General features: G+C 57.5%; 25 protein-coding genes. 19 read left to right on the forward strand and 6 right to left on the reverse strand.

Annotated elements, in window-relative coordinates; translation table 11 throughout:
• Positions 1–11: 11 nt before the first annotated feature.
• From nuoH to ACJ5NV_RS08200, 14 genes are all read left to right on the forward strand, one after another.
• Complete coding sequence (gene nuoH / locus ACJ5NV_RS08135; protein WP_411643170.1) at positions 12–1,049, forward strand: NADH-quinone oxidoreductase subunit NuoH; 1,038 nt, start codon at positions 12–14, stop codon at positions 1,047–1,049.
• Positions 1,049–1,723: a hypothetical protein gene (locus ACJ5NV_RS08140; RefSeq protein WP_411643171.1), complete on the forward strand. Its 675-nt coding sequence runs from the start codon at positions 1,049–1,051 to the stop codon at positions 1,721–1,723. The genes nuoH and ACJ5NV_RS08140 overlap by 1 nt, the downstream gene beginning before the upstream one ends.
• Positions 1,724–2,218, forward strand: coding sequence for an NADH-quinone oxidoreductase subunit NuoI (gene nuoI / locus ACJ5NV_RS08145; RefSeq protein ID WP_411643172.1), 495 nt, complete (start codon positions 1,724–1,726; stop codon positions 2,216–2,218).
• A gap of 11 nt (positions 2,219–2,229) precedes the next feature.
• Positions 2,230–2,649, forward strand: a complete 420-nt coding sequence (locus ACJ5NV_RS08150; protein WP_411643173.1) for a DUF4259 domain-containing protein — start codon at positions 2,230–2,232, stop codon at positions 2,647–2,649.
• Positions 2,646–3,041: a carboxymuconolactone decarboxylase family protein gene (locus ACJ5NV_RS08155; protein WP_411643174.1), complete on the forward strand. Its 396-nt coding sequence runs from the start codon at positions 2,646–2,648 to the stop codon at positions 3,039–3,041. The genes ACJ5NV_RS08150 and ACJ5NV_RS08155 overlap by 4 nt, the downstream gene beginning before the upstream one ends.
• Positions 3,042–3,647, forward strand: coding sequence for an NADH-quinone oxidoreductase subunit J (locus tag ACJ5NV_RS08160; RefSeq protein ID WP_411643175.1), 606 nt, complete (start codon positions 3,042–3,044; stop codon positions 3,645–3,647).
• Positions 3,648–3,737: 90 nt separating this feature from the next.
• Entirely contained in the window at positions 3,738–4,043 is a 306-nt protein-coding gene (gene nuoK, locus ACJ5NV_RS08165; protein ID WP_008235370.1) for an NADH-quinone oxidoreductase subunit NuoK, read from the forward strand.
• Positions 4,044–4,048: 5 nt separating this feature from the next.
• Positions 4,049–6,169 (forward strand): NADH-quinone oxidoreductase subunit L, encoded by a 2,121-nt coding sequence (nuoL, locus tag ACJ5NV_RS08170; RefSeq protein ID WP_411643177.1) that lies wholly within the window; start codon positions 4,049–4,051, stop codon positions 6,167–6,169.
• On the forward strand, positions 6,169–7,716 hold the full coding sequence (locus ACJ5NV_RS08175) for an NADH-quinone oxidoreductase subunit M (protein ID WP_411643178.1): 1,548 nt from the start codon (positions 6,169–6,171) through the stop codon (positions 7,714–7,716). The genes nuoL and ACJ5NV_RS08175 overlap by 1 nt, the downstream gene beginning before the upstream one ends.
• Positions 7,717–7,727: 11 nt before the next feature.
• Positions 7,728–9,164, forward strand: coding sequence for an NADH-quinone oxidoreductase subunit NuoN (gene nuoN / locus ACJ5NV_RS08180; protein WP_411643179.1), 1,437 nt, complete (start codon positions 7,728–7,730; stop codon positions 9,162–9,164).
• A complete protein-coding gene (locus ACJ5NV_RS08185) occupies positions 9,154–9,915 on the forward strand; it encodes a biotin--[acetyl-CoA-carboxylase] ligase (protein WP_411643180.1) in 762 nt (253 codons plus the stop codon). The genes nuoN and ACJ5NV_RS08185 overlap by 11 nt, the downstream gene beginning before the upstream one ends.
• Before the next feature lie 11 nt (positions 9,916–9,926).
• Complete coding sequence (locus ACJ5NV_RS08190) at positions 9,927–10,700, forward strand: type III pantothenate kinase (RefSeq protein WP_411643181.1); 774 nt, start codon at positions 9,927–9,929, stop codon at positions 10,698–10,700.
• Positions 10,697–12,361: a ribonuclease J gene (locus ACJ5NV_RS08195; protein WP_411643182.1), complete on the forward strand. Its 1,665-nt coding sequence runs from the start codon at positions 10,697–10,699 to the stop codon at positions 12,359–12,361. Before ACJ5NV_RS08190 ends, ACJ5NV_RS08195 begins: the two co-directional genes overlap by 4 nt.
• 138 nt (positions 12,362–12,499) lie before the next feature.
• Positions 12,500–12,772, forward strand: a complete 273-nt coding sequence (locus ACJ5NV_RS08200; protein WP_411643183.1) for a hypothetical protein — start codon at positions 12,500–12,502, stop codon at positions 12,770–12,772.
• 96 nt (positions 12,773–12,868) lie between these two features.
• Here ACJ5NV_RS08200 and ACJ5NV_RS08205 read toward each other — a convergent pair whose 3' ends face one another.
• From ACJ5NV_RS08205 to ACJ5NV_RS08225, 5 genes are all read right to left on the reverse strand, one after another.
• Positions 12,869–14,287 (reverse strand): DEAD/DEAH box helicase, encoded by a 1,419-nt coding sequence (locus ACJ5NV_RS08205; protein WP_411643184.1) that lies wholly within the window; start codon positions 14,285–14,287, stop codon positions 12,869–12,871.
• Positions 14,288–14,433: 146 nt separating this feature from the next.
• Positions 14,434–15,177: a hypothetical protein gene (locus tag ACJ5NV_RS08210; RefSeq protein WP_411643185.1), complete on the reverse strand. Its 744-nt coding sequence runs from the start codon at positions 15,175–15,177 to the stop codon at positions 14,434–14,436.
• A 49-nt stretch (positions 15,178–15,226) separates the two neighbouring features.
• Positions 15,227–15,841 (reverse strand): hypothetical protein, encoded by a 615-nt coding sequence (locus ACJ5NV_RS08215; protein ID WP_411643186.1) that lies wholly within the window; start codon positions 15,839–15,841, stop codon positions 15,227–15,229.
• A gap of 79 nt (positions 15,842–15,920) precedes the next feature.
• Positions 15,921–16,391: a hypothetical protein gene (locus tag ACJ5NV_RS08220; protein ID WP_411643187.1), complete on the reverse strand. Its 471-nt coding sequence runs from the start codon at positions 16,389–16,391 to the stop codon at positions 15,921–15,923.
• A gap of 60 nt (positions 16,392–16,451) precedes the next feature.
• Positions 16,452–18,047 carry a peptide chain release factor 3 gene (locus ACJ5NV_RS08225; protein ID WP_411643388.1) on the reverse strand — a complete coding sequence of 532 codons (1,596 nt, stop codon included), beginning with the start codon at positions 18,045–18,047 and terminating at the stop codon, positions 16,452–16,454.
• A gap of 142 nt (positions 18,048–18,189) precedes the next feature.
• Between ACJ5NV_RS08225 and ACJ5NV_RS08230 the strand changes: the two genes are divergently transcribed.
• From ACJ5NV_RS08230 to ACJ5NV_RS08240, 3 genes are all read left to right on the forward strand, one after another.
• A complete protein-coding gene (locus ACJ5NV_RS08230; RefSeq protein WP_411643188.1) occupies positions 18,190–18,816 on the forward strand; it encodes a HupA family protein in 627 nt (208 codons plus the stop codon).
• Positions 18,817–18,923: 107 nt separating this feature from the next.
• A complete protein-coding gene (locus tag ACJ5NV_RS08235) occupies positions 18,924–19,241 on the forward strand; it encodes a hypothetical protein (RefSeq protein WP_411643189.1) in 318 nt (105 codons plus the stop codon).
• A 36-nt stretch (positions 19,242–19,277) separates the two neighbouring features.
• Positions 19,278–19,415, forward strand: a complete 138-nt coding sequence (locus ACJ5NV_RS08240; RefSeq protein ID WP_411643190.1) for a hypothetical protein — start codon at positions 19,278–19,280, stop codon at positions 19,413–19,415.
• On the opposite strand, the gene ACJ5NV_RS08245 is transcribed toward ACJ5NV_RS08240, so the two are convergent.
• Positions 19,412–20,374: a Hint domain-containing protein gene (locus ACJ5NV_RS08245; protein WP_411643191.1), complete on the reverse strand. Its 963-nt coding sequence runs from the start codon at positions 20,372–20,374 to the stop codon at positions 19,412–19,414. The genes ACJ5NV_RS08240 and ACJ5NV_RS08245 overlap by 4 nt on opposite strands.
• A gap of 108 nt (positions 20,375–20,482) precedes the next feature.
• Between ACJ5NV_RS08245 and ACJ5NV_RS08250 the strand changes: the two genes are divergently transcribed.
• Together ACJ5NV_RS08250 and ACJ5NV_RS08255 are read left to right on the forward strand one after the other, a co-directional pair.
• Positions 20,483–21,262, forward strand: coding sequence for an SDR family oxidoreductase (locus ACJ5NV_RS08250; RefSeq protein ID WP_411643192.1), 780 nt, complete (start codon positions 20,483–20,485; stop codon positions 21,260–21,262).
• Positions 21,262–22,380: a DNA alkylation repair protein gene (locus ACJ5NV_RS08255; protein WP_411643193.1), complete on the forward strand. Its 1,119-nt coding sequence runs from the start codon at positions 21,262–21,264 to the stop codon at positions 22,378–22,380. Before ACJ5NV_RS08250 ends, ACJ5NV_RS08255 begins: the two co-directional genes overlap by 1 nt.
• Positions 22,381–22,401 lie beyond the last annotated feature (21 nt).

The following is a 22,401-nucleotide window of genomic DNA, read 5'->3' on the forward strand; positions in this document are numbered from 1 at the left end:
GGGCCAGATAGATGGTTGAATTCTTTACCAATACCAATCTGGGGATCGCCCTTGTCATTCTGGGGCAATGTTTGCTGATCCTGATCCCGCTGCTGCTTGCGTTGGCGTTTCTGATGTATGCCGACCGCAAGGTCTGGGCGGCGGTGCAGATGCGCAAGGGCCCGAATGTTGTTGGTGCCTTTGGTCTGCTGCAAAGTTTTGCGGATTTTCTGAAATATATCGTCAAGGAAATCGTGGTCCCCGCCGGGGCTGATAAGGCGGTGTTCTTCCTTGCGCCGATGATCGCTTTTGTTCTTGCCGTGATTTCATGGGCGGTGATCCCGTTCAACGAAGGCTGGGTTCTGTCCGATATCAACGTCGCGATTCTTTATGTCTTCGCCGTGTCCTCGCTGGAAGTGTACGGCGTGATCATGGGTGGCTGGGCGTCGAACTCTAAATACCCGTTCCTTGGCTCGCTGCGCTCTGCCGCGCAGATGATTTCTTACGAGGTGTCCATTGGTTTGATCATCATCGGGGTGATCATTTCAACCGGGTCAATGAATTTCGGCGATATCGTCGAGGCCCAACGCGGCGCGGGTCTGTTCAGCTGGTACTGGGTTGCGCATTTCCCGATGTTGTTCTTGTTCTTCATCAGCGCGCTGGCAGAGACCAACCGGCCACCGTTCGACCTGCCAGAGGCGGAATCAGAGCTGGTGGCGGGCTATCAGGTTGAATATTCCTCTACCCCCTTCCTGCTTTTCATGATTGGCGAGCTGATGGCGGTGGTGTTGATGTGCGCCTTGGTGTCGCTGCTGTTCCTTGGTGGCTGGTTGTCGCCGATCCCGGGGCTGCCCGATGGCATCCTGTGGATGGTCCTGAAAATGGGCTTCTGCTTCTTCATCTTCGCGATGGTCAAGGCCATCACCCCCCGCTACCGCTATGACCAGCTGATGCGGATCGGCTGGAAGGTCTTCCTGCCCATGTCGCTGGCCTGGGTGGTGATCGTGTCCTTCCTTGCAAAATTCGAAGTCCTCGGCGGCTTCTGGGCCCGCTGGGCGGTGGGGGCGTGATGATCTGTAATACGATCAAATTAGCCGCAATGGCTTGCCTCCCGAGCATTGTTGCTGCCCAGGAAGACACAACCGATTCTTTCTCGACCGCGTTTGCAGATGCGCATTGGGGCGTTGTGGTTGAAAGATGTCCGCTTGAAGCTGACAGGTATGCGGAACTGTCTGACAATCAAATTTACGATGCTTTTAATCAAGGACTCGACGAGGGCACGAAACTGGAGCGAATTCTTCAGAATTCGAGTGTGGGAAGAACGAGCGATCTAGACAAATACTGGGTGTCCTTTGTTGTCGTTAACGCGTCGGTAACTTTGGACTTGCTTACGTTTGGCGGTTTATTTGCTGAGAAGGCGACACTTGAAGGTGAGGCATTTCTGACTGAGGAAGCGCATCTTAGAGATCGCGCCATGGCCGCTATGGCTTTAACTGAATGTTTTTGGCCAAATGAAATCCAACGCGCTGAATTGGCGGATTCAAGATGGTCCGAATCTTTGAAAGACGTTGCTGACAGCGTATGTGAGATACACTTCTTTCGCCTCATACAGCGCTATATAGACGCCCAAATCACTGAACTATCTTTGGGCGAACGTAGGGCGGTGGGCGCGAAGATTTTATTAGACCATGAGCAGTATCTGGAAGTGTCTCATGACCCTTCTCAATGCGGAGAATTTCTCTAAATGACCCAAATGGACTACACCCGCGCCGCCAAGTATTTCCTGCTTCAGGATATCTGGGCTGGTTTTCGGCTGGGGCTGAAGTACTTCTTTGCGCCCAAGGCCACGTTGAACTATCCGCATGAAAAGGGACCTCTGTCGCCTCGTTTCCGGGGGGAACATGCGCTGCGCCGCTATCCCAATGGCGAAGAACGCTGCATTGCGTGTAAACTCTGCGAGGCTGTTTGCCCGGCGCAGGCGATCACCATTGACGCAGAGCCCCGCGACGATGGCAGCCGCCGCACGACCCGCTATGACATCGACATGACAAAGTGCATCTATTGCGGTTTCTGCCAAGAGGCGTGCCCGGTTGATGCGATTGTCGAGGGGCCGAATTTTGAGTTCAGCACGGAAACCCGTGAAGAGCTGTATTACGATAAGGCGAAGCTGCTGGAAAACGGGGATCGTTGGGAAGCCGAGATTGCACGCAATCTCGAACTCGACGCGCCGTATCGGTAAGGATTGGCAGGATGGGTGCATGGGGCGTCGGATCACTTGAAAATGACAGCAGCCAGGATTGGCTGATCGAATTCTGTGAAAACGGCGTGCCGGTTGCGGTTGAAACGCTGGATGCTGCGGATGAAAGCCGTGACGACGGATATATCGACGCCGATGTCGGCAGCGGTATCGTCGCCTTGGCCGAGCTGCTGGCGGCGTCGCTGGGCAAGCCTGATCCCGCGCTGTCCGACCAGATCGCCGCACCTGTGGGGCAGTACAAGGCGGATTTACTGGCGTTGCAAGGGCTCAAACCCCGTCTGATCACGGCCCTTGGGGCAGTGATGTCCAATTCCGAAATGTCAGAGCTTTATGATCTGTGGGATGAGGCGGGTGAGTTTGAAGCGTGGGCGGCGCAGATGGATGCGCTGCGTGCCCGATTGGAGGCCGCATGACAGATCAGAACCCTTTTGATGCCATGATGAAGATGGGTCAGGATTGGGCCAAAGCGATGAACCCGGCGCTGGAATCTTTTACCCCCAAGGGGTTTGAGGCGCTGTTTCCGACCATGCCTAAAGACCTGATGGAAAGCTTCATGGGCAAGGGGTTGAACCCGAACGGGCTTGATGCCAAGACGCGCCTGCTGCTGACGCTTGCTGCGCTCACCGTTTTGGGTGCGCAGGCTGAGGCGCAGATCAGGCTGACTGTTCGCCATTTGGTGGAAGCCGGGGCGACGCAACAGGAAATCGCGGAAACTATTGCCCAAATGGGCGTTTTCGGCGGTGTGCCTGCGATGAACAAGGCCATGGAACTGGCCCATGAAGTGCTGGAAAAGGACGAAACGTAGATGACAGTATTCGCGTTCACCTTCTATCTTTTTGCCGTCACCACCGTGACGGGCGGGCTGTTCACCGTGATCAGCCGCAATCCGGTGCATTCGGTGCTCTGGCTGATTTTGGCATTTCTGTCCTCTGCCGGGTTGTTTGTCACATTGGGTGCAGAGTTTGTCGCGATGCTGCTGATCATCGTCTATGTTGGCGCGGTCGCGGTGCTGTTCTTGTTTGTCGTTATGATGCTGGATGTGGATTTTGCCCAGCTTAAGGCTGAGATGGCGAAATATATGCCTCTGGCCCTGCTGATCGGTGTGGTGATCATGATGCAACTGGCGCTGGCGCTGGGTGTTTGGGGTTATTCTGACGGGGTAGAAGGCCGGATCGCCGCCCCGGCCGGTGATCTGGAAAATACCGCCGCACTTGGCCTGTTGATCTACGACAAATACATCATCCTGTTCCAACTGGCGGGTCTGATCCTGTTGGTTGCTATGATCGGGGCCATCGTGCTGACCCTACGCCACCGGGTCGATATCAAGCGCCAGAACGTGCTGGAACAGATGTACCGTGATCCGGCAAAGGCTATGGAGCTGCGGGATGTGAAGCCGGGGCAGGGGCTCTGACGTCGCAGGCAAAAATGGACGAGGTCCCGGGTCAGGCCCTGGACTGCGAAAAAGAGAAATCGAGGCGCAGCGCTTCGGAGGGACGAATGAATGATCGGACTTGAACATTATCTCACAGTGGCGGCTGCCCTGTTTGTCATTGGCATCTTCGGCCTGTTTCTGAACCGCAAGAACGTGATCATCCTGCTGATGAGCATCGAATTGATGCTGCTCGCGGTGAATATCAATCTGGTCGCTTTCTCCAGCTATCTGGGTGATCTGGTGGGGCAGGTCTTTACCCTGTTCGTGCTGACCGTTGCTGCCGCTGAGGCTGCGATTGGTCTGGCCATTCTGGTTTGTTTCTTCCGCAACCGCGGGACGATCGACGTCGAAGACGTCAACGTGATGAAGGGCTGAATTCCATGGAAACCATCATCCTTTTTGCCCCGCTGGTCGGTGCCATCCTTTGCGGGTTTGGCTGGAAGCTGATGGGTGAGAAAGCCGCCCAATGGACGGCAACGAGCCTTCTTTTTGTGTCAGCGATCCTGTCGTGGATCGTGTTCCTGACCTTTGATGGTGTGACCGAGTATATTCCGATCCTGCGTTGGATCGAAAGTGGCACGCTGAGCACAGATTGGGCAATCCGGATGGACCGTCTGACGGCAATCATGCTGATTGTGATCACGACTGTTTCGGCGCTCGTGCATCTGTATTCTTTTGGCTACATGGCCCATGATGAGAATTTCAAAGAAGGCGAAAGCTATCGGCCGAGGTTCTTTGCCTATCTGTCTTTCTTTACCTTCGCGATGTTGATGCTGGTAACAGCGGATAACCTTGTGCAGATGTTCTTTGGCTGGGAAGGCGTGGGTGTCGCATCCTACCTGCTGATCGGTTTTTATTACCGCAAGCCAAGCGCCAATGCTGCCGCGATTAAGGCGTTTGTCGTGAACCGTGTGGGGGACTTTGGTTTCGCGCTTGGGATTTTCGCCCTTTATATGGTCACTGACAGTATCCGCTTTACTGATATCTTTGCGGCGATCCCGGATTTGCAGGGCCAGACGATCACCTTTATGTGGCGCGACTGGGATGTGCTGAACTTGATCGCATTCCTGCTGTTCATCGGCGCGATGGGGAAATCGGCGCAATTGTTTCTGCACACATGGTTACCCGACGCGATGGAAGGTCCGACGCCTGTGTCTGCCTTGATCCACGCCGCGACCATGGTGACCGCCGGTGTGTTCCTGGTTTGCCGTATGTCACCGCTGATGGAATATGCGCCTGCCGCGACTGATTTCATTGTCTTCCTTGGTGCGACGACTGCGTTCTTCGCGGCGACGGTGGGCCTTGTGCAGAATGACATCAAACGTGTTATCGCTTATTCCACCTGTTCGCAGCTGGGCTATATGTTCGTGGCCGCTGGGCTGGGTGTTTACTCGGTTGCGATGTTCCACCTGCTGACACATGCGTTCTTTAAGGCGATGCTGTTCCTTGGGGCTGGGTCGGTCATTCATGCGATGCATCACGAGCAGGACATGCGGAACTATGGCGGGCTGCGCCATAAGATCCCCAAGACGTTCTGGATGATGATGATTGGTACGCTGGCGATCACCGGGGTTGGCATTCCGCTGCTCTATATTGGCTTTCCAATTGGTTTTGCCGGGTTCGTATCCAAGGATGCGATTATTGAAAGCGCCTATGCGGGCACCCATGGCGGCTATGCCTTCTGGATGCTCGTGGTTGCGGCGCTGATGACCAGTTTCTATAGCTGGCGCCTGATGTTTATGACTTTTTACGGCACGCCCCGTGGTGATGCGCATACCCACGATCATGCCCATGAAAGCCCCAACACTATGTTGGTGCCGCTTTACGTGCTGGCGATTGGTGCGGTGTTCAGCGGGATGGTCTGGTACGGGTCGTTCTTTGGATCGAATGATAAGGTCGGTAAGTTCTTTGGCGTGCCTTATGCGGAAGCATCCGAACATGGCGATGAAGCGCATGCTGATGATCACAGCGCAGAGGCCGAACATGCTGATGAGCACGCGGATGAAGCTGGCCACGGCAAGGCGCATTACAATCTGGTCGGCGCGCCGGGTGAGGGCGCCATTCACAACAGCCCTGACAACCACGTGCTGAACGAAGCGCATGAGGTCCCTGTTTGGGTCAAGCTGGCACCGTTCATTGCAATGCTGTCCGGTCTGGCGCTGGCGTATCAGATGTATATCCGCCGTCCCGATCTGCCTGGCAAACTGGCGACGCAACAAGCACCGCTTTATAACTTCCTTCTCAACAAATGGTACTTTGACGAGATTTACAATTTTGTCTTTGTGCGACCTGCATTTGCGCTGGGGCGTATTCTGTGGAAGCAGGGCGATACCAATACGATTGACGGAGGCATCAACGGTTTAGCCATGGGCGTTATTCCATTCTTTACACGGCTCGCGGGCCGGGCGCAGTCGGGCTATGTGTTTACCTATGCCTTTGCCATGGTGCTGGGGATTGCGGTCTTGCTGACCTGGATTACGCTGTTCGGGGGGGCAAACTGATGGGCAATATTCTTTCGCTCACGACCTTTATCCCGCTGATCGGGGCCGTCATTCTGGCGCTGTTCCTGCGTGGCGACGATGAGGCGGCGCAGAAAAACGCCAAGTCGGTGGCGCTGGTCACGACGCTGGTCACCTTCCTGACATCTTGCTTCATCTATGCCCAGTTTGACCCGGAAAACACGGGCTTTCAGATGGTCGAAAGCCGCGACTGGCTGCTGGGTTTGCAATATAAGATGGGTGTGGACGGGATCAGTATCCTGTTCGTCATGCTGACCACCTTCCTGATGCCGCTGGTGATCGCGTCCTGCTGGAGCGTGAAAATCCGGGTCAAGGAATATATGATTGCCTTCCTGCTGCTGGAAACCCTGATGCTGGGTGTTTTCATGGCGTTGGATCTGGTGTTGTTCTACCTGTTCTTTGAGGCTGGCCTGATTCCGATGTTCCTGATCATCGGCATCTGGGGCGGCAAGAACCGGATTTATGCGAGCTTTAAATTCTTCCTGTATACCTTCCTTGGCTCTGTGCTGATGCTGGTCGCCATGGTCGCCATGTTTTACGAATCCGGCACCACTGACATTGCCGTGCTGTTGTCGCCAGAGGTGACTTTTGCCTCCGAGCCGATGACGGTGTTTGGCCTGCAAGTCATGGGCGGGATGCAGACGTTGCTTTGGCTCGCCTTCTTTGCGAGCTTTGCGGTGAAGATGCCGATGTGGCCGGTCCATACTTGGTTGCCTGACGCACACGTGCAGGCCCCGACCGCCGGGTCGGTTGTTCTGGCTGCGATCCTGCTGAAAATGGGCGGCTATGGCTTCCTGCGCTTCAGCCTGCCGATGTTTCCTGTCGGGTCCGAGGTGATGGGCCCGCTGGTCCTATGGCTGTCCGTCATCGCGATAGTCTACACCTCGCTGGTGGCGCTTGTGCAGGAAGATATGAAAAAGCTGATCGCCTATTCGTCTGTGGCGCATATGGGCTATGTGACCATGGGGATTTTTGCGGTGAACCAGCAGGGGATTGATGGCGCGATTTTCCAGATGATCAGCCACGGTTTCATCTCTGGCGCGTTGTTCCTGTGTGTCGGCGTGATCTATGACCGAATGCATACCCGCGAGATCAGCGCCTATGGCGGTCTTGTGAACCGTATGCCGGCCTATGCGCTGATCTTTCTGTTCTTCACAATGGCCAATGTGGGCCTGCCGGGCACATCGGGGTTTGTCGGGGAATTCCTGACACTGATGGGTGTTTTCCAAGCGAATACCTGGGTGGCTGTTGTGGCCACGACGGGTGTGATACTATCAGCGGCCTATGCGCTCTGGCTGTATCGCCGGGTCGTTATGGGTGACCTGATCAAGGAAAGCCTGAAAACAATCACCGACATGACCCGCCGCGAGCGTCTGATCTTTGCCCCGCTGGTCGTTATGACATTGCTGCTGGGCGTCTATCCGGCACTGGTGCTTGATATCATCGGTCCAAGCGTTGCAGCGCTGGTCGGTAACTATGAAACGGCTCTGGCGACCGCTGAGGCCGCCACCCAGTTTGCAGCGAATTAAGGAACAGGCACATGATTTCTGCCGATATCCAAATCCTGATGCCCGAGATCGTCCTGGCGGTTTATGCAATGATCGCCCTGATCGGGGCCGTATATACCAGCAAGGACGCGCTGGCCCCGCTGCTGACATGGGCCACGTCGGGTCTGTTCCTGCTGCTGGCCGTCTGGATTGGCATCAACGGGCAGGGGACCAATATCGCCTTTGATGGGATGTTCACTGATGACGGCTTCGCCCGCTTTGCCAAGGTGACAATCCTGCTGTCGGCGGCGGCTGTGCTGCTGATGTCAGAGGCTTACATGCAACGCCGTGGGCTGTTGCGGTTCGAATATCCGCTGCTGGTCGCGTTAGCTGTTGTCGGCATGATGGTCATGGTCAGCGCAGGCGACCTGATGGTGCTGTATATGGGGCTGGAACTGCAGTCCTTGTCGCTTTACGTGGTTGCGGCCCTGCGTCGTGACAGCGTGAAATCGACAGAGGCTGGTCTGAAATATTTCGTGCTGGGTGCGCTGTCCTCTGGTTTGCTGCTCTATGGCGCATCGCTGACCTATGGTTTCGCAGGCACCACCTTGTTCAGCGGCATCATCGAGGCGACGGCCCACCACCCATCGCTGGGCTTGCTGTTTGGGCTGGTCTTTTTGATCGCTGGTTTCGCGTTCAAGGTTTCCGCCGCGCCGTTCCATATGTGGACACCTGATGTCTATGAAGGTTCACCCACGCCGGTGACCGCCTTCTTTGCCACCGCCCCGAAAGTGGCGGCGATGGCCTTGTTTGCCCGTGTCGTACATGACGCATTCGGCGGGATCGTTGGCGAGTGGCAGCAGATCGTGGCCTTCCTATCGGTCGTGTCCATGTTTTTGGGCGGGATCGCGGCGATTGGTCAAACTGATATCAAACGCCTGATGGCCTATTCTTCGATTGCACATATGGGGTTTGCCCTGATGGGGCTGGCCGCCGGGACCGCCTTTGGCGTGCAGGCGATGCTGATCTATATGGCAATCTATGTGACGATGAATGTGGGCACCTTCGCCTTTATCCTTGGGATGGAGCGGGACGGGCGTCCGGTGACCCATATCGAAAGCCTGCGCATGTATTCCAAACGTCAGCCACTGCGGGCGTTGGCGATGCTGGTGCTGCTGTTCAGCCTTGCCGGTGTGCCCCCCATGGTTGGCTTTTTCGGCAAGTTCTACGTGTTGCGCGCCGCCTATGAGGGCGGGCTGGTCTGGCTAGCCATCGCTGGTGTAGTCGCCTCTGTCATCGGTGCGTTCTATTATCTGCGGATCGTCTACTACATGTATTTCGGCGAAGAGACCGAAGCGCTTGATGGGAAGCTGAACCCGGTGCTCTGGGCGTTCTTGATGGGATCGGCCGCTGTTATGGTACTGGGCGTCGTGAACCTGTTCGGTATTGAGCCGATGGCCGCAGTCGCGGCCGCGACGCTTGTTAACTAGCGGCGATGAGCAGGGCCATTGGCCGGAAGGCTATGGCCGTGTCGTGCTTGACAGCGTCGATAGCACAATGGCAGAGGCCGCGCGCCGCGCGGCGCTGCTGGAACGCCCGACATGGATCATGGCCCGTACCCAGACCGCCGCACGCGGGCGGCGCGGGCGCGCTTGGGTCACGCCTAATGGTAATCTGAACGCCACGCTGATCTTCAAGCCCGAAGCCTCCCCGGCAGAGGCCGCGCGCCGGTCGTTCATGGCTGCCAATGCGCTTTATGCCGCACTGTCGCTGTACGTTGATCCTGACAAGCTCTCGCAGAAATGGCCCAATGATGTGCTGCTGCGCGAACGCAAGGTCGCGGGAATTTTGCTGGAAAGCACCGGAAGCGGCCCCTTTGTCGATTGGCTGTCCATCGGGTTCGGGGTGAACCTGATCACAACGCCCAAAGGCGTGGACACGCCGCAGGTTGCTCCAACTTGTCTGACCGACGCAGGCGGTGCGCCTGTCGCACCAGAGGATTTCCTGACCAACCTTGCCGATGCCTATGCGACGCAGGAAGACAAGCTTGCCTATTTCGGGTTTGACCGCATCCGCAAGGATTGGCTTGGCAACGCCGCCCGGCTGGGCGAGGTGATTACAGCACGCACCGGGCGCGAGGACATTACCGGCGTCTTCGATACGGTGGATCAGGACGGGAACCTTGTGCTGATCACCGGCACTGGTCCACGCGCCATCGCCGCAGCCGACGTGTTTTTCTAAGGAGAGAACAGATGCTTCTGGCCATTGATTGTGGCAACACAAATACTGTGTTTTCCATCTGGGACGGCAAACAGTTCATCGCGACGTGGCGGGCCAGCACTGAATGGCAACGCACGGCGGATCAGTACTACGTTTGGCTGTCCACCCTGATGCGGTTTCAAAACCTTGATGTGACAATTGACCAGATCATCATCAGCTCTACCGTGCCGCGTGTCGTGTTCAATCTGCGGGTTCTGGCGGACCGCTATTACAATTGCCGACCTTGGGTGGTGGGCAAGTCTGATTGCCTGCTCCCGACCCCGCCGCGCGTGGATGAGGGCACACAGGTGGGCCCTGACCGGCTGGTGAATACGGCTGGTGCGTTTGATCGGCATGGGGGCAACTTGATCGTGGTGGATTTCGGCACGGCGACCACCTTTGATGTGGTGGATACAGACGGTGCCTATATCGGCGGCGTAATCGCCCCCGGTGTGAACCTGTCGCTTGAGGCACTGCACAATGCCGCCGCTGCTCTGCCCCATGTAGATATCACCAAACCGCAGCAGGTTGTGGGCACCAATACCGTCGCCTGCATGCAGTCCGGTGTATTTTGGGGTTACATCGGCCTGGTCCGTGAGATATGCGCGCGCATCAAGGGAGAGCGCGGTGTGCCAATGAAGGTGATCGCGACGGGCGGTCTAGCGCCGCTGTTTCAGCAGGCCGAGGCGCTGTTCGACGCTTTCGAAGATGATTTGACGATGCACGGCCTGACCGTCATCCACCAGTACAACAAGGAAAATACATGACTGATCGCCTGATCTATTTGCCCCTCGGAGGCGCCGGTGAGATCGGTATGAACGCCTATGTCTACGGCTATGGCGCAGCGGGCAAGGAACGGTTGATCGTGGTCGATCTGGGCGTGACCTTTCCTGATATGGATGGCACCCCCGGTGTGGACCTGATCCTGCCCGATATCGCCTGGCTGGAAGCGCGCAAAGCCCAGATTGAGGGCATCTTTATCACCCATGCGCATGAAGACCACGTCGGTGCCATCGGTCATTACTGGGAGCGTCTGGGGGCACCTGTCTATGCGCGCCCTTTCACGGCCAATATCGCCCGGCGCAAGCTGGAAGAGCAGGGGCATCCGGAAAATGTGGTCAAGGTCGTTGACCCTTATCCACATATGATCAGCTGCGGACCCTTTACAGTGTCCTACCTGCCGATCAGCCATTCCATTCCCGAAAGTGCGGGCCTGTTGATCGACAGCCCAGATGGCCGGGTCTTGCATTCGGGCGATTTCAAGATCGATGAGACGCCTGTGGTGGGTGACCCTTGGGATCAGGATCTGTGGGAAGAGGTTTCCAGAGACGGCGTGAAGGCGCTGGTCTGCGACAGCACAAACGTGTTTTCAGATGCGCCCGGTCGGTCCGAAGCTTCAATCGGGCCCGCGATCACCGAGATGATGAAGGATGCATCGGGGCTTGTCGTTGCAACGACCTTTGCATCAAATATCGCGCGGTTGAAAACGCTTGCGCTGGCGGCCAAGGATGCCGGACGCTCGGTCTGTTTGCTGGGCCGCGCTATGCGGCGTATGACCGAAGCCGCAACAGATGAAGGTATCCTGCAAGGTTTTCCCAGCACCATCTCGCCTGAGGATGCGCTGAACGTCCCGCGCGAAAACCTGATGCTTCTGGTGACCGGATCGCAGGGGGAACGCCGCGCGGCCTCTGCCCAGTTGGCGCAAGGATCGTATCTGGGGTTGAAGCTGAAGGATGGGGATACGTTCCTGTTCTCGTCCAAGGTCATTCCGGGGAATGAGCGGGGTGTGATCCGCATCATGAACCAGCTGTCAGAAATGGGTGTGGATGTGATCGACGATGCGGGTGGGAAATACCACGTGTCCGGCCACGCAAACCGTCCTGATCTGGCGCGCCTGCATGAGGTCGTGAAACCGCAGATGCTGATCCCGATGCACGGCGAACACCGACACCTGCGTGAGCATGTAAAGCTGGGTAACGCTGGCGGGCTGACGGGCATCGTTGCGGTGAACGGGATGATGATCAACCTGTCAGGAAACCAGCCGACCGTGGCCGAATATATCGATACGGGCCGCACCTATCTGGATGGCTCTGTCAAAATCGGCGCAATGGACGGGATCGTGCGTGACCGCATTCGCATGGCGTTGAACGGTCAGTTGATCGTCACCCTGATCATTGATGAAAACGACGAACCGCTGGGTGATCCCTGGGTCGAGATTAACGGTCTGCCAGAGATCGGCAATTCCAACGCCCCGCTGGTTGACGTGATCGAAGAGGACCTGAGCCAATTCCTGAACCGGGCCAATGACAAGACGCTCGCAGATGATGACAAGCTGGAAAAAGAGCTGAAAACTATCGCGCGTCGGACAGCGCAACGCGAGATCGGCAAAAAACCAGAGGTGACAGTGATTGTTAGTAGGCTGGGGTGAACGCAGCCTGATACAACGCAGGACATGGTGTTTGAGCGGGGTCTTCACCTAAATGCTTCCGGTGCGGAACCATTTGCCCTGACGGGTGTTATCTTCACAACTGCACTGATGCAGACAAACTGAGTATTGGAGATAACGATGAAAAATGTTCTGAAAACCGCCGTGCTGAGCCTGACACTTGTTGGTGGCGCATCGACTGCTTTTGCTGCTGGACATGCTGACGTTACCGCCATGACCTGCGCTGAATTCAGTGCGATGGACCTGAGCGCGCAAGACGAATCGCTCGCCGCATTGGCCGCGACCGTTGAAGGCGTTGAGCGCGAAGAATTTGAAGCCGGTGACATCGAAGTGCTGTGTAATGGCCGCGACGATGACACTATTGCCATGATTATCGAAGACGATGAAGAATAATTAATAATGTGATCTGCTACGCAAAGATCAAAAGCAAAAGGCATGTCCCTTAGGGCATGCCTTTTTTGTTATTATAGCAGAGGGGCGGTCGCGGGGTTAAAGCTTTGCCCGTTCTGAAAAGCTCATCGCGATAAAGGCAGGGGTGTCGTCGCCCATGCCCACCACATCAGGTTCGTTACGGCCACGGCCGCGTGGGCTGCGCGAGCGATCCTGACGGGGCTTTTCGTCCCGCTTTGGTCGATCTTCCTGTGCCGGCTTTTCGTCTGCCTGAGCCTCTTGCGCCTTTGGTTCCGGTTTGCGACGGGTCCGGGTGCGCTTTGGCTTTTCTTCAGCTTCGGGCGTATCGGCGGCTGGGGCCTGTGCATTATCCAGCGGGCTTTCAAGCCGAGGGATTTCCGCCGCGACCAGACGTTCCACGTCTTCCAGATTCTTGGTGTCGCGCGGATTGCAGATCATGATCGCGGTGCCGCTGCGGCCCGCGCGCCCTGTGCGCCCGATCCGGTGCACATAATCCTCGGCGTGGCTGGGCACATCGAAATTGAACACATGGGTCACAGCAGGAATGTCGAGCCCCCGCGCAGCCACGTCAGACGCTACGAGGAACCGCAGATCATTGTCGCGGAACTTATCCAATGTTTTTGTCCGATGCGACTGGTCAAGGTCGCCGTGGATCGGCGCGGCGTTGTAGCCATATTTGGTCAATGATTTCGAGACGATATCCACATCCGACTTGCGGTTGCAAAAGATGATCGCATTGGAACAGGCGTCGCCTTCGGCGTCGATCAAGGCTCGCAAAAGGGCACGTTTTTCAGTGGCTTCCTTGCGCTTGTCGGCAGATTTGAAAACGACAACGCCCTGTTTGATGTTCACATTCGTCGTCGCCGCACGGGCCACTTCGATCTTGGCCGGGGCCGAGAGGAAGGTGTTGGTGATCCGCTCAATCTCTGGTGCCATAGTGGCGCTGAAGAACAGGGTCTGGCGGGTAAACGGCGTGCGTTTAAAGATTTCTTCGATATCGGGAATGAACCCCATGTCGAGCATCCGGTCTGCTTCGTCCACCACCATAATCTTGACATCGGTCAGGATCAGTTTGCCGCGTTCCAGGTGGTCCAGCAGGCGACCGGGGGTCGCGATCAACACGTCCACGCCCTTGTCGATCAGCTGGTCCTGATCCTTGAAGCTGGTGCCACCGATCAGCAATGCCTTGGTCAGCTTGGTGTATTTGGCGTAAGCGTCGAAATTTTCGCCAACCTGTGCAGCCAATTCCCGTGTGGGCGCCAGCACGAGGGAGCGCGGCATGCGCGCCCGCGCCCGCCCCCGGCCCAGAAGTGTAATCATCGGCAGGGTAAAGCTGGCCGTCTTGCCAGTGCCGGTCTGTGCAATACCCAAAACATCCTTCCCTTCCAGCGCGGGGGGAATCGCACCTGCCTGAATGGGTGTCGGGGTTTCGTAACCGGTTTCAGCGATGGCCTTGAGAACCTTGGGATCAAGGTTCAAATCATTAAACTTCGTCATGTACGTCCTGTATCTGCGGATCGGTCCGCAAAGGTGAAAAGGACGCAAATTGCCGCGCGTCCCGAGCATCAATGGCCGATTGGCCGTGGCAGCGGATAGCGGAAATGCTGCGCTGCGTCAACCAGCGGCCCTCTCCGGCCTTGGCATCACCTTGCTTTGAGCGCCGCCTCGCGCATCAGCGCAAAGCGTCGGAATACGGTTCCATCATCGCGGTTGAGTACCTCTAACAAATGCCGCGTCAGCCGCCCTGTCGCGGGCGCGTGTTCGGCATCTCGCCAGAGCGGTGCCAGCAGATTTGCCTCCAGATCGCCTTGCAGGACAGAGAAATCCTTCATTCCTAAAGGAAGCGGTGCTTTGTTCCGATCCCTCACCCGGAACCGGTCCTGCGGCGGCAGGCCGGAAAAACTGCGTTCAGATTCGTAGATCTTCATCAGTGAGAATAGAATGTTAAGTGATTGTGCTAACTTTCTGTCGGCTTCCGTCTCCCCATGATCAGCAAAGGTGATCACTGCCGAAATCAGCCAGCGGGTTGGAAGGTGATCAAGCAGCCAGTTTTCTTCTTCGGCCCAAAGCCTGCGGAACAGCGCCGGGGCGTGATCGGGATAGGTGTGTTTGCGCAGATGTGACACCAGAAGCCCGTGTAGCAGCGCAAGCTCACTCTGCCCGTTCAGTTCGCCCAGCAACATATGCCGCTTTTTCGCCACGCGGCTTAGCCCGTCGGGCCGGGGATTGATCTGCGGCGGCAAAAGCTGCGCGGCGAGCACTTTGAAATCAACATCAGCCGGGGCAAGCTCTTCCCCCGCTTTATGGGTCAGCAATGACCGCCGTTTTTGATATTGCGGCAGCAGGGCACGCACCCCGCCGGGGAAGGTTTCATCTGGGTCAGGCATGGCACACCTTTGCTGGGCTTTGGCAGAGTATTGCGTCGGTGGTCCGGGCTTACAAGGCGCTGGGATTGATCTGCGGGTGGTAACCCGCGCGCAGCACGGCGACGATCGGGGCAGGGGTCAGCACACAGGCTTCACCCGATGCAGGTCTCGTTAACGGAGCGTGATAGCCTTCGGGACTGAAGGCAAACAGGTGGCGACCCCGGACTAGATGCGGTTGATCGCGATGTTCGATCAATGTGCCATCAGGTAATGTTGCAATGGGCGCAGCGTGTCGGTGCTGCTTACGGCTGCCGGGCACGATGCGGGCCTGATGTAGTTGCCGGTCCATCTTGGGCGCTTTGGCAGGCGTGCCTGTTGCTTTCGCCCACAATTGCTGAAACCGCTGATAGGCCTTGCGCCTGCAATAGCCGCAAGGCCTGTGACCAGCGGCCAGGGCGACAGCCTCGTCCAGAAAGAACAGCTCGGTCCACTTGCGTCCGGTCATGACCTGCCGCTTGCGCCCTTGCCAATCCAACGTACAGCAGATCCAAGCCTGGTGTGACCAGCGCGATGCGCCAAGGGTCTGATCGTCGCGATGAATAATCCCGCGATTGCCGGTCAGCGTCCCACGGGCGGGGATGGCGACAATCTCTCCGGTTGGCAGGACGCGGTTTTGCAAGGGCATAGGGCAAGCCTACAACGGTTAAGCAAAAACTTGGAATACCTCATATCACCTGTCCCGCCTGCGCCAGATGCGAATTGCGTCAACCCACGTCCAGTACCCGCTGAAATAACGCGCCGGGGACCGTGCCATGATAGCGACCGCGCCGCCCTTGCACGCGGATTGGCAACCCTGTTACCGCAGCCGCGTGAAAAGCAGCCTCGCTCAAATGGATTACGCCCACTTCGGCCCGCTGGCACCCGTCGATACAATGCGACCATAGCGTGTCATGTTTTTGATAGTGCAGCCGGATATCGCCGGAATACATGGTCTCGACCATCGGCCCATTCGGCACCCGGCGGCGGATATTGGTGAGCACCCCATAGGCCCGCTGTCCGCCGCGCGTGATAATCACCGGGCGCACCGTCATGATCGCTTTCCTATCGCGAAAAACCTCGTGCTCTGGCGTGACGAATTCGTTGAAATCCGTCCAGTCATCATAGTGCGTGATGACATCATTGCCCGGCGTACAGGCGGCCAGTGCAAGGCTTAGGAAGAGACTGCGGTATAACATGGCGCAGCCTTGCGCGGCGAAGGTTAATAAAACCTTACGCGAGCAAAGCAGAGCGCGCCGTCACACCATCATTTCCTTTGTCGCGCTCAACGTCACATCCGGATAATCCCGGCCGACCCGGTCAATATCCCATTGCAGCCGCGTCAGATACACCACGTCACCGTCATTATCTTCGGCGATATGCTGTTTATTGGCGGCAGCAAATTTTTCGACCGCGTCTTTGGCCCCGTGCACCCAGCGGGCAGAGGTGAATTGCGACGCCTCAAACCGGACAGGCAGGCCGTATTCCATCTCGATCCGGCTGGCGAGCACCTCAAACTGCAATGCACCTACTACGCCCACGATGAACCCGGACCCAAAGGTCGGTTTGAACACTTTGGCGGCGCCTTCTTCGGCGAATTGCATCAGGGCTTTTTCCAGATGCTTGGCCTTCATCGGGTCGCCCGCGCGGCAGGCCTGCAACAGTTCCGGCGCAAAGGATGGTATGCCGCTGACCCGGATCGCTTCGCCTTCGGTCAGGGTGTCGCCGATGCGGAGCTGGCCGTGATTGGGGATGCCGATAATATCGCCTGCCCAGGCCTCTTCAGCCAATTCACGGTCGGCGGCCAGAAACAGCACCGGGTTGGTGATCGCCATCTGCTTTTTCGACCGCACATGGGTCAGCTTCATGCCACGTTCAAAATGACCCGACGCAAGGCGCACAAACGCCACCCGGTCGCGGTGTTTCGGATCCATATTGGCCTGCACCTTGAACACAAATCCCGCAACCTTGGATTCTTCCGGCGCAATATTGCGCGGCTGCGCTGTTTGGACCTGCGGTTCGGGGCCATAGGTCGCCAGCCCGTCCATCAGCTCCTTCACCCCAAACGAATTGATGGCAGAGCCGAACCAAATCGGCGTCATCGATCCGTTCAGCACGCTTTCATGATCAAGCTTTGGCAGCAGCTCCTTGGCCATCTCGATCTCTTCAAGGAACTTTTCCAGTAGATGGGCAGGCACATTTTCGGCCAGTTTGGGGTCGTCCAGACCGCTGATCGCGATGCTTTCGGCGACCTTGTTCCGGTCGGCGCGATCCATCAGCTCCAGCCGGTCGCGTAGAATGTCATAGGTGCCCATGAATTCGCGGCCCACCCCGATGGGCCAGGCGGCGGGCGTCACGTCAATCGCCAGATTTTCTTGAATTTCGTCAATGATTTCGAACGTATCGCGGCTTTCGCGGTCCATCTTGTTGCAAAACGTCAAGATCGGCAGGTCGCGCAGGCGGCAGACCTCAAAGAGTTTCTGTGTTTGGCTTTCCACACCCTTTGCCCCGTCAATCACCATCACCGCCGCATCCACGGCTGTCAGCGTGCGATAGGTGTCCTCGGAAAAATCCGAGTGGCCGGGCGTGTCGACCAGATTGAACCGGTATTTTTCGAAATCAAACGACATAGCCGACGCGCTGACCGAAATCCCCCGGTCCTTTTCCATCTGCATAAAGTCCGACCGGGTACGCCGTGCCTCGCCCTTGGCGCGCACCTGACCCGCCATCTGGATCGCGCCACCATACAGCAGGAATTTTTCGGTCAGTGTCGTCTTGCCCGCATCCGGGTGCGAGATGATCGCAAAGGTGCGGCGACGGGCGATTTCAGCAGGGAGTGCGGGGCGATTTGTCATGCGCGCTGATGTATGCGCTTGCCCGGCAAAGAGCAATGGACGCCGCAACTGTGCATTCAATTGGCTCATCAGGACCGGATTAACCAATAATTGGGTTTCCGGGGTTAGCAAGGCTTCGAGAACCCTAGTGTTCGGAGGTCAGATGCGCAGAGTATTCTATATCGCCGTGTTTCTGCTGGCCGCTTGCGGCGGTGGCGGTGGCAGTGGCGGGACCGGTGGCAGCGGGATGGACCCGCGCTTGGGTCGTCTGGATGTTTACGAATCGCAGCGGATGCGCGTGCTGGGTGATCCCGACGCAGGCGCGACGGGCATGGCGCCAACACCTGACGCTGCCATGCCAGACGTGGGCAGCGCGACCTTTGATGGTTTTGTCATTATGCAGGTCGAACCCACCGGCAGCATATTGGGGCTGGTGGGCGATGCAACGGTAACGGTCGGTTTTGGCGCTGCGGCGATCAGCGGCCGCATGGATAATTTCTTTGGCAGGGAAACCGGCGGCGATATTGCAAATTACTCCGGCACGATCAGCATCGATGGCGGCACAATCGGCGTGGCACAGGCGAATGCGGTGACTTTGGATTATGGCGGTGTGCTTAGCGGGCCGGGTGATACGCTGGTTGTCGGGGGGACGATGGACGGGGCGTTTCTGGGAAATCCAATTGGAGCGCTATCTGCGGTCGATCCGGAGGTGGGGGCGACACGCAACGGCGCGCCCACAGACGGGACGCTTGTGTTGATTGGGGAAACACCGGGCGTCGTGCCCCCTTAAGTTGCCGTTAACCGTGTATGACCCATCCTGTGCATATGTTGCGTGCGCTGATAGCCCTGATGTGTCTGACTGCCTGTGGCGGAGGTGGCACTGATAACCCGTCAAACTTGAGCGACTTCAAGGACCTGCACGACGAGGTTTCCGCGCTGCCAGACATGCCTTTTGTGCAACTTCCGACAGGCGGCACGGTCAGCTACGTGGGGCTGGTCCGGCTTGATCTGCCATTGGGTGCGACACCGGCGACCCCTTATATCGGTGATCTGGCGCTGACTGTTGCATTTGATGCTGGCGCATTACCGGTGCTGGGCGATATCCGAAATCTGCAAAGCAACAGCGGCAATGCGCTTGGCGGGGTATTGCAGGTTAGTGATGGTGTGCTGCATCCCACCGCCATGCCGGACATTGATTACCAGTTTGACGCCTAGCTTAGTGGGGCACTGACGGATGACGGCACAGGCTACATGTTGGATGGGACGCTTGCAGGGGATTTTCGGGGGCAGGAGGGCGCGGGCATGACCGGGGTCATCTTTGGCGATATCAGCACCGGGGTCACCGTGGATGTGTTCGATGGGGCTTTTGCCGCGACAACCGCGCCTTAACCCTGCGACGCGCGGCGCAGCAGTGCGGCGGCTTTGGCTGAGGCGATCAACTGGTCCTGTACTTCGTAATCCAAATGCGGCTGATGGCCATGATCGGTTTGTGTGGCACCTTCCGGCAGGGCGGGTCGGGTACGGGGATCAATGAGATGCGATTCCGCAGAAATACCTTCTGCATAGATAATGTGATGATGGTCAAAGATCAGCTGGAAATAGTCAATGAACCCGCCGCTGCGCCGGGTCACCGTTGTGCCGTTGATCAAATGCCGGGCCTTGATCAGTACTTCGGCGCGACCAATCCCGATACGGTCCTCGCGCTGGTAAACAAAGATTCGGTGATCGGGGCGGATGACCAGATCATCCTCATTATGCAGCGCGCCCTTGGCGATCACGACCGGGGCAAAGATCCCATTTGCGCGCATTGTGGTCTGCCCAATCCAACGGATCGGCTGCGTGCCTGCGTCGCGCGTCAGGATCAGGTCACCGACCTTGAGCGTCTCAATCGGCACCATGCGCCCGTCTGACAGGGTAATATGCGTGCCGCGCGCGAAAGAGCCGCAGGCGGCCTCGGCAAAGCGGCGGGTGGCGGCGTGCCGTTCGACCCCGATCAGACGGTAATCGGCGTCAGGGGAAAGCTCTCCCAATGGCAGGAAAAAAATTGCGGCAGCCAGACCATCGGCAACTTCGACCAAGATCAACACCTCATGGGTGCTGCCGTCGGGACCCATCAGGGTCAGGCAGCTATCCAGATGAACGATATTGCCCACATCGTCCGCCCGGTGCAGGCTATTGTTTTCACGTAACAAACCAAGCTCTTGCGTCATGGCACCGGCGCGCAGGTGATAGACATCATCCAGCATCAGATCATCGGCGAAAGAGATCGGGTCACCCGGTCCGGCCCCCTCTGTCACGACAAGGGTCTCGGCTGGAAAGACATCAATGGTCATGGCGTTCGTGCGCATAGTTCGCACTTACACGTTGGCCGCCCGCCCGCCAAGTCCTGCGCGGCAATTGCCGAAGTTATGGCGCGGTGCTAGGTCCTTTGATGAAACAAATCGGGAGAACGGGTCATGGATCTTGGCATCACAGGAAAACGCGCGCTGGTCTGCGCATCGTCAAAAGGGCTGGGGCGCGGCTGTGCCGAGGCTTTGGCAGGGGCAGGCGTCAATCTGGTCCTGAACGGACGCGGTGCAGATGCGCTGGAAGCCACGGCAGAAGAAATTCGCAGCACCTACGGGGTAGAGGTCACCACCGTCGCCGCCGATGTTGCCCTGAACGATGGCCGCGCCGCATTGCTGGACGCTGCGGGCAATGTCGATATTCTTGTGAATAACGCAGGCGGCCCGCCTCCGGGTCTGTGGTCGGACTGGGAACGTGATGATTTTATCAAGGCGCTGGATGCCAACATGCTGGCCCCCATTGCACTAATGAAGGCGCTGATGCCTGCGATGATTGATCAGGGCTGGGGCCGGGTGGTCAACATCACCTCTGGCTCGGTCAAGGCACCGATCCCGCAACTGGGTCTGTCGAATTCAGCCCGTGCGGGTCTGACAGGATATGTCGCCGGTACCTCGCGTCAGGTCGCCCAATATGGCGTGAACGTGAACAACCTGCTGCCGGGTATCCATGCGACTGACCGTGCGATTAGCCTTGATACCGGGGTAGCCAAGGCGCAGGGTATCGATATGGATGCCGCGAAAAAACAACGTGAGGCAACAATTCCCGCCCGCCGCTATGGTACGCGGCAGGAGTTTGGCGCGATGTGCGCCTTCCTGTGCTCGCAGCATGCCGGGTTCATTGTCGGCCAGAATATCGTACTGGATGGCGGCGCGATCAACGCGACAATCTGATGGCGGACCGGTTCAGCCTGAAGGATCACTTGTTTAACGCCGAAACGGTCGCCCAGCTGGGCGGTCATTTTGAAATGGCAGGGGTGTTTCGGGCGGATCCATTCGTACAGGACGTCATGGCACAGATGCCCGCGCTGGAACTGATGGCGCGGGTGCAAATGATTGCAGAGGTGCTGACAGCACATCTGCCGCCGGAATTTCCAGCAGCGGCAGATGCGATCACGGCAGCCCTGCCGCCGCCGCTTGATCCCACCCTGTCGGACGATGATTTCGGCCATTTCATTTACGCACCGCTGGGCGTCTATGTGGAAAAGCATGGGGTCGCGGATCACCGCGACCGCAGCCTTGATTTGCTGGAACAGATCACGCAGCGCTTTTCGATGGAATTTGCTATCCGTGCTTTTCTGAACCACTGGCCCGATGCCACGCTGGAACGGATGCAAAATTGGGTGGGGCACGACCACTATCATGTGCGACGATTGGTGAGCGAGGGCACGCGGCCCAAACTGCCTTGGGGCAAGGCAGTGCGGCTTGAGGCCGCACAAACATTGCCCTTGCTGGATCAACTGCATGGCGACCCGACGCGCTTTGTCACCCGGTCTGTGGCCAATCACTTGAACGACATCGCTCGCACCGACCCGGATGCCGTGATCACCCGGTTGCAGGGATGGCAGAAGGCCGACGCGCAATCGTCAAAGGAACTGACATGGATGCGCAAGCACGCGCTGCGCAACCTGATCAAAGCAGGCCATGCAGGAGCGATGTTGCATCTGGGCTATCGGCCCGATCTGCCGGTTGAACTGATAGATTTCACAATCACACCTGCGACCATCCCGCGCGGGGGAACGGCCGTGATCGCAGTGACGCTGACCACCGTCACGGATGCGCCGCTGATCGTCGATTATGTGATCGACTTCGTCAAAGCGAATGGCAAGACAGCCCCGAAAGTCTTTAAATTAAAGGTGCTGGATGCCAAAGCGGGCAAGCCGCTGGTGCTGAAAAAGAAACAAGTCTTCAAGGATAATGCGACGACCTTCACCCTGCACCCCGGCGCACACATGCTGCATGTGCAGATGAACGGGCGCATTATCGGATCGCAAGGGTTCATCCTGACCTGACTTGCCCTTGCCGCCATCCAT

Origin of the sequence: Loktanella agnita (genome assembly GCF_046640325.1) — a bacterium.
Lineage (GTDB): Bacteria > Pseudomonadota > Alphaproteobacteria > Rhodobacterales > Rhodobacteraceae > Yoonia > Yoonia agnita.

What these genes read in the sequence shown, in the direction of transcription:
- nuoH (WP_411643170.1), top strand. Translation starts at nt 12, where the DNA reads ATGGTTGAATTCTTTACCAATACCAATCTGGGGATCGCCCTTGTCATT.
- ACJ5NV_RS08140 (WP_411643171.1), top strand. Translation starts at nt 1,049, where the DNA reads ATGATCTGTAATACGATCAAATTAGCCGCAATGGCTTGCCTCCCGAGC.
- nuoI (WP_411643172.1), top strand. Translation starts at nt 1,724, where the DNA reads ATGACCCAAATGGACTACACCCGCGCCGCCAAGTATTTCCTGCTTCAG.
- ACJ5NV_RS08150 (WP_411643173.1), top strand. Translation starts at nt 2,230, where the DNA reads ATGGGTGCATGGGGCGTCGGATCACTTGAAAATGACAGCAGCCAGGAT.
- ACJ5NV_RS08155 (WP_411643174.1), top strand. Translation starts at nt 2,646, where the DNA reads ATGACAGATCAGAACCCTTTTGATGCCATGATGAAGATGGGTCAGGAT.
- ACJ5NV_RS08160 (WP_411643175.1), top strand. Translation starts at nt 3,042, where the DNA reads ATGACAGTATTCGCGTTCACCTTCTATCTTTTTGCCGTCACCACCGTG.
- nuoK (WP_008235370.1), top strand. Translation starts at nt 3,738, where the DNA reads ATGATCGGACTTGAACATTATCTCACAGTGGCGGCTGCCCTGTTTGTC.
- nuoL (WP_411643177.1), top strand. Translation starts at nt 4,049, where the DNA reads ATGGAAACCATCATCCTTTTTGCCCCGCTGGTCGGTGCCATCCTTTGC.
- ACJ5NV_RS08175 (WP_411643178.1), top strand. Translation starts at nt 6,169, where the DNA reads ATGGGCAATATTCTTTCGCTCACGACCTTTATCCCGCTGATCGGGGCC.
- nuoN (WP_411643179.1), top strand. Translation starts at nt 7,728, where the DNA reads ATGATTTCTGCCGATATCCAAATCCTGATGCCCGAGATCGTCCTGGCG.
- ACJ5NV_RS08190 (WP_411643181.1), top strand. Translation starts at nt 9,927, where the DNA reads ATGCTTCTGGCCATTGATTGTGGCAACACAAATACTGTGTTTTCCATC.
- ACJ5NV_RS08195 (WP_411643182.1), top strand. Translation starts at nt 10,697, where the DNA reads ATGACTGATCGCCTGATCTATTTGCCCCTCGGAGGCGCCGGTGAGATC.
- ACJ5NV_RS08200 (WP_411643183.1), top strand. Translation starts at nt 12,500, where the DNA reads ATGAAAAATGTTCTGAAAACCGCCGTGCTGAGCCTGACACTTGTTGGT.
- ACJ5NV_RS08205 (WP_411643184.1), bottom strand. Translation starts at nt 14,287, where the DNA reads ATGACGAAGTTTAATGATTTGAACCTTGATCCCAAGGTTCTCAAGGCC.
- ACJ5NV_RS08210 (WP_411643185.1), bottom strand. Translation starts at nt 15,177, where the DNA reads ATGCCTGACCCAGATGAAACCTTCCCCGGCGGGGTGCGTGCCCTGCTG.
- ACJ5NV_RS08215 (WP_411643186.1), bottom strand. Translation starts at nt 15,841, where the DNA reads ATGCCCTTGCAAAACCGCGTCCTGCCAACCGGAGAGATTGTCGCCATC.
- ACJ5NV_RS08220 (WP_411643187.1), bottom strand. Translation starts at nt 16,391, where the DNA reads ATGTTATACCGCAGTCTCTTCCTAAGCCTTGCACTGGCCGCCTGTACG.
- ACJ5NV_RS08225 (WP_411643388.1), bottom strand. Translation starts at nt 18,047, where the DNA reads ATGACAAATCGCCCCGCACTCCCTGCTGAAATCGCCCGTCGCCGCACC.
- ACJ5NV_RS08230 (WP_411643188.1), top strand. Translation starts at nt 18,190, where the DNA reads ATGCGCAGAGTATTCTATATCGCCGTGTTTCTGCTGGCCGCTTGCGGC.
- ACJ5NV_RS08240 (WP_411643190.1), top strand. Translation starts at nt 19,278, where the DNA reads ATGTTGGATGGGACGCTTGCAGGGGATTTTCGGGGGCAGGAGGGCGCG.
- ACJ5NV_RS08245 (WP_411643191.1), bottom strand. Translation starts at nt 20,374, where the DNA reads ATGCGCACGAACGCCATGACCATTGATGTCTTTCCAGCCGAGACCCTT.
- ACJ5NV_RS08250 (WP_411643192.1), top strand. Translation starts at nt 20,483, where the DNA reads ATGGATCTTGGCATCACAGGAAAACGCGCGCTGGTCTGCGCATCGTCA.
- ACJ5NV_RS08255 (WP_411643193.1), top strand. Translation starts at nt 21,262, where the DNA reads ATGGCGGACCGGTTCAGCCTGAAGGATCACTTGTTTAACGCCGAAACG.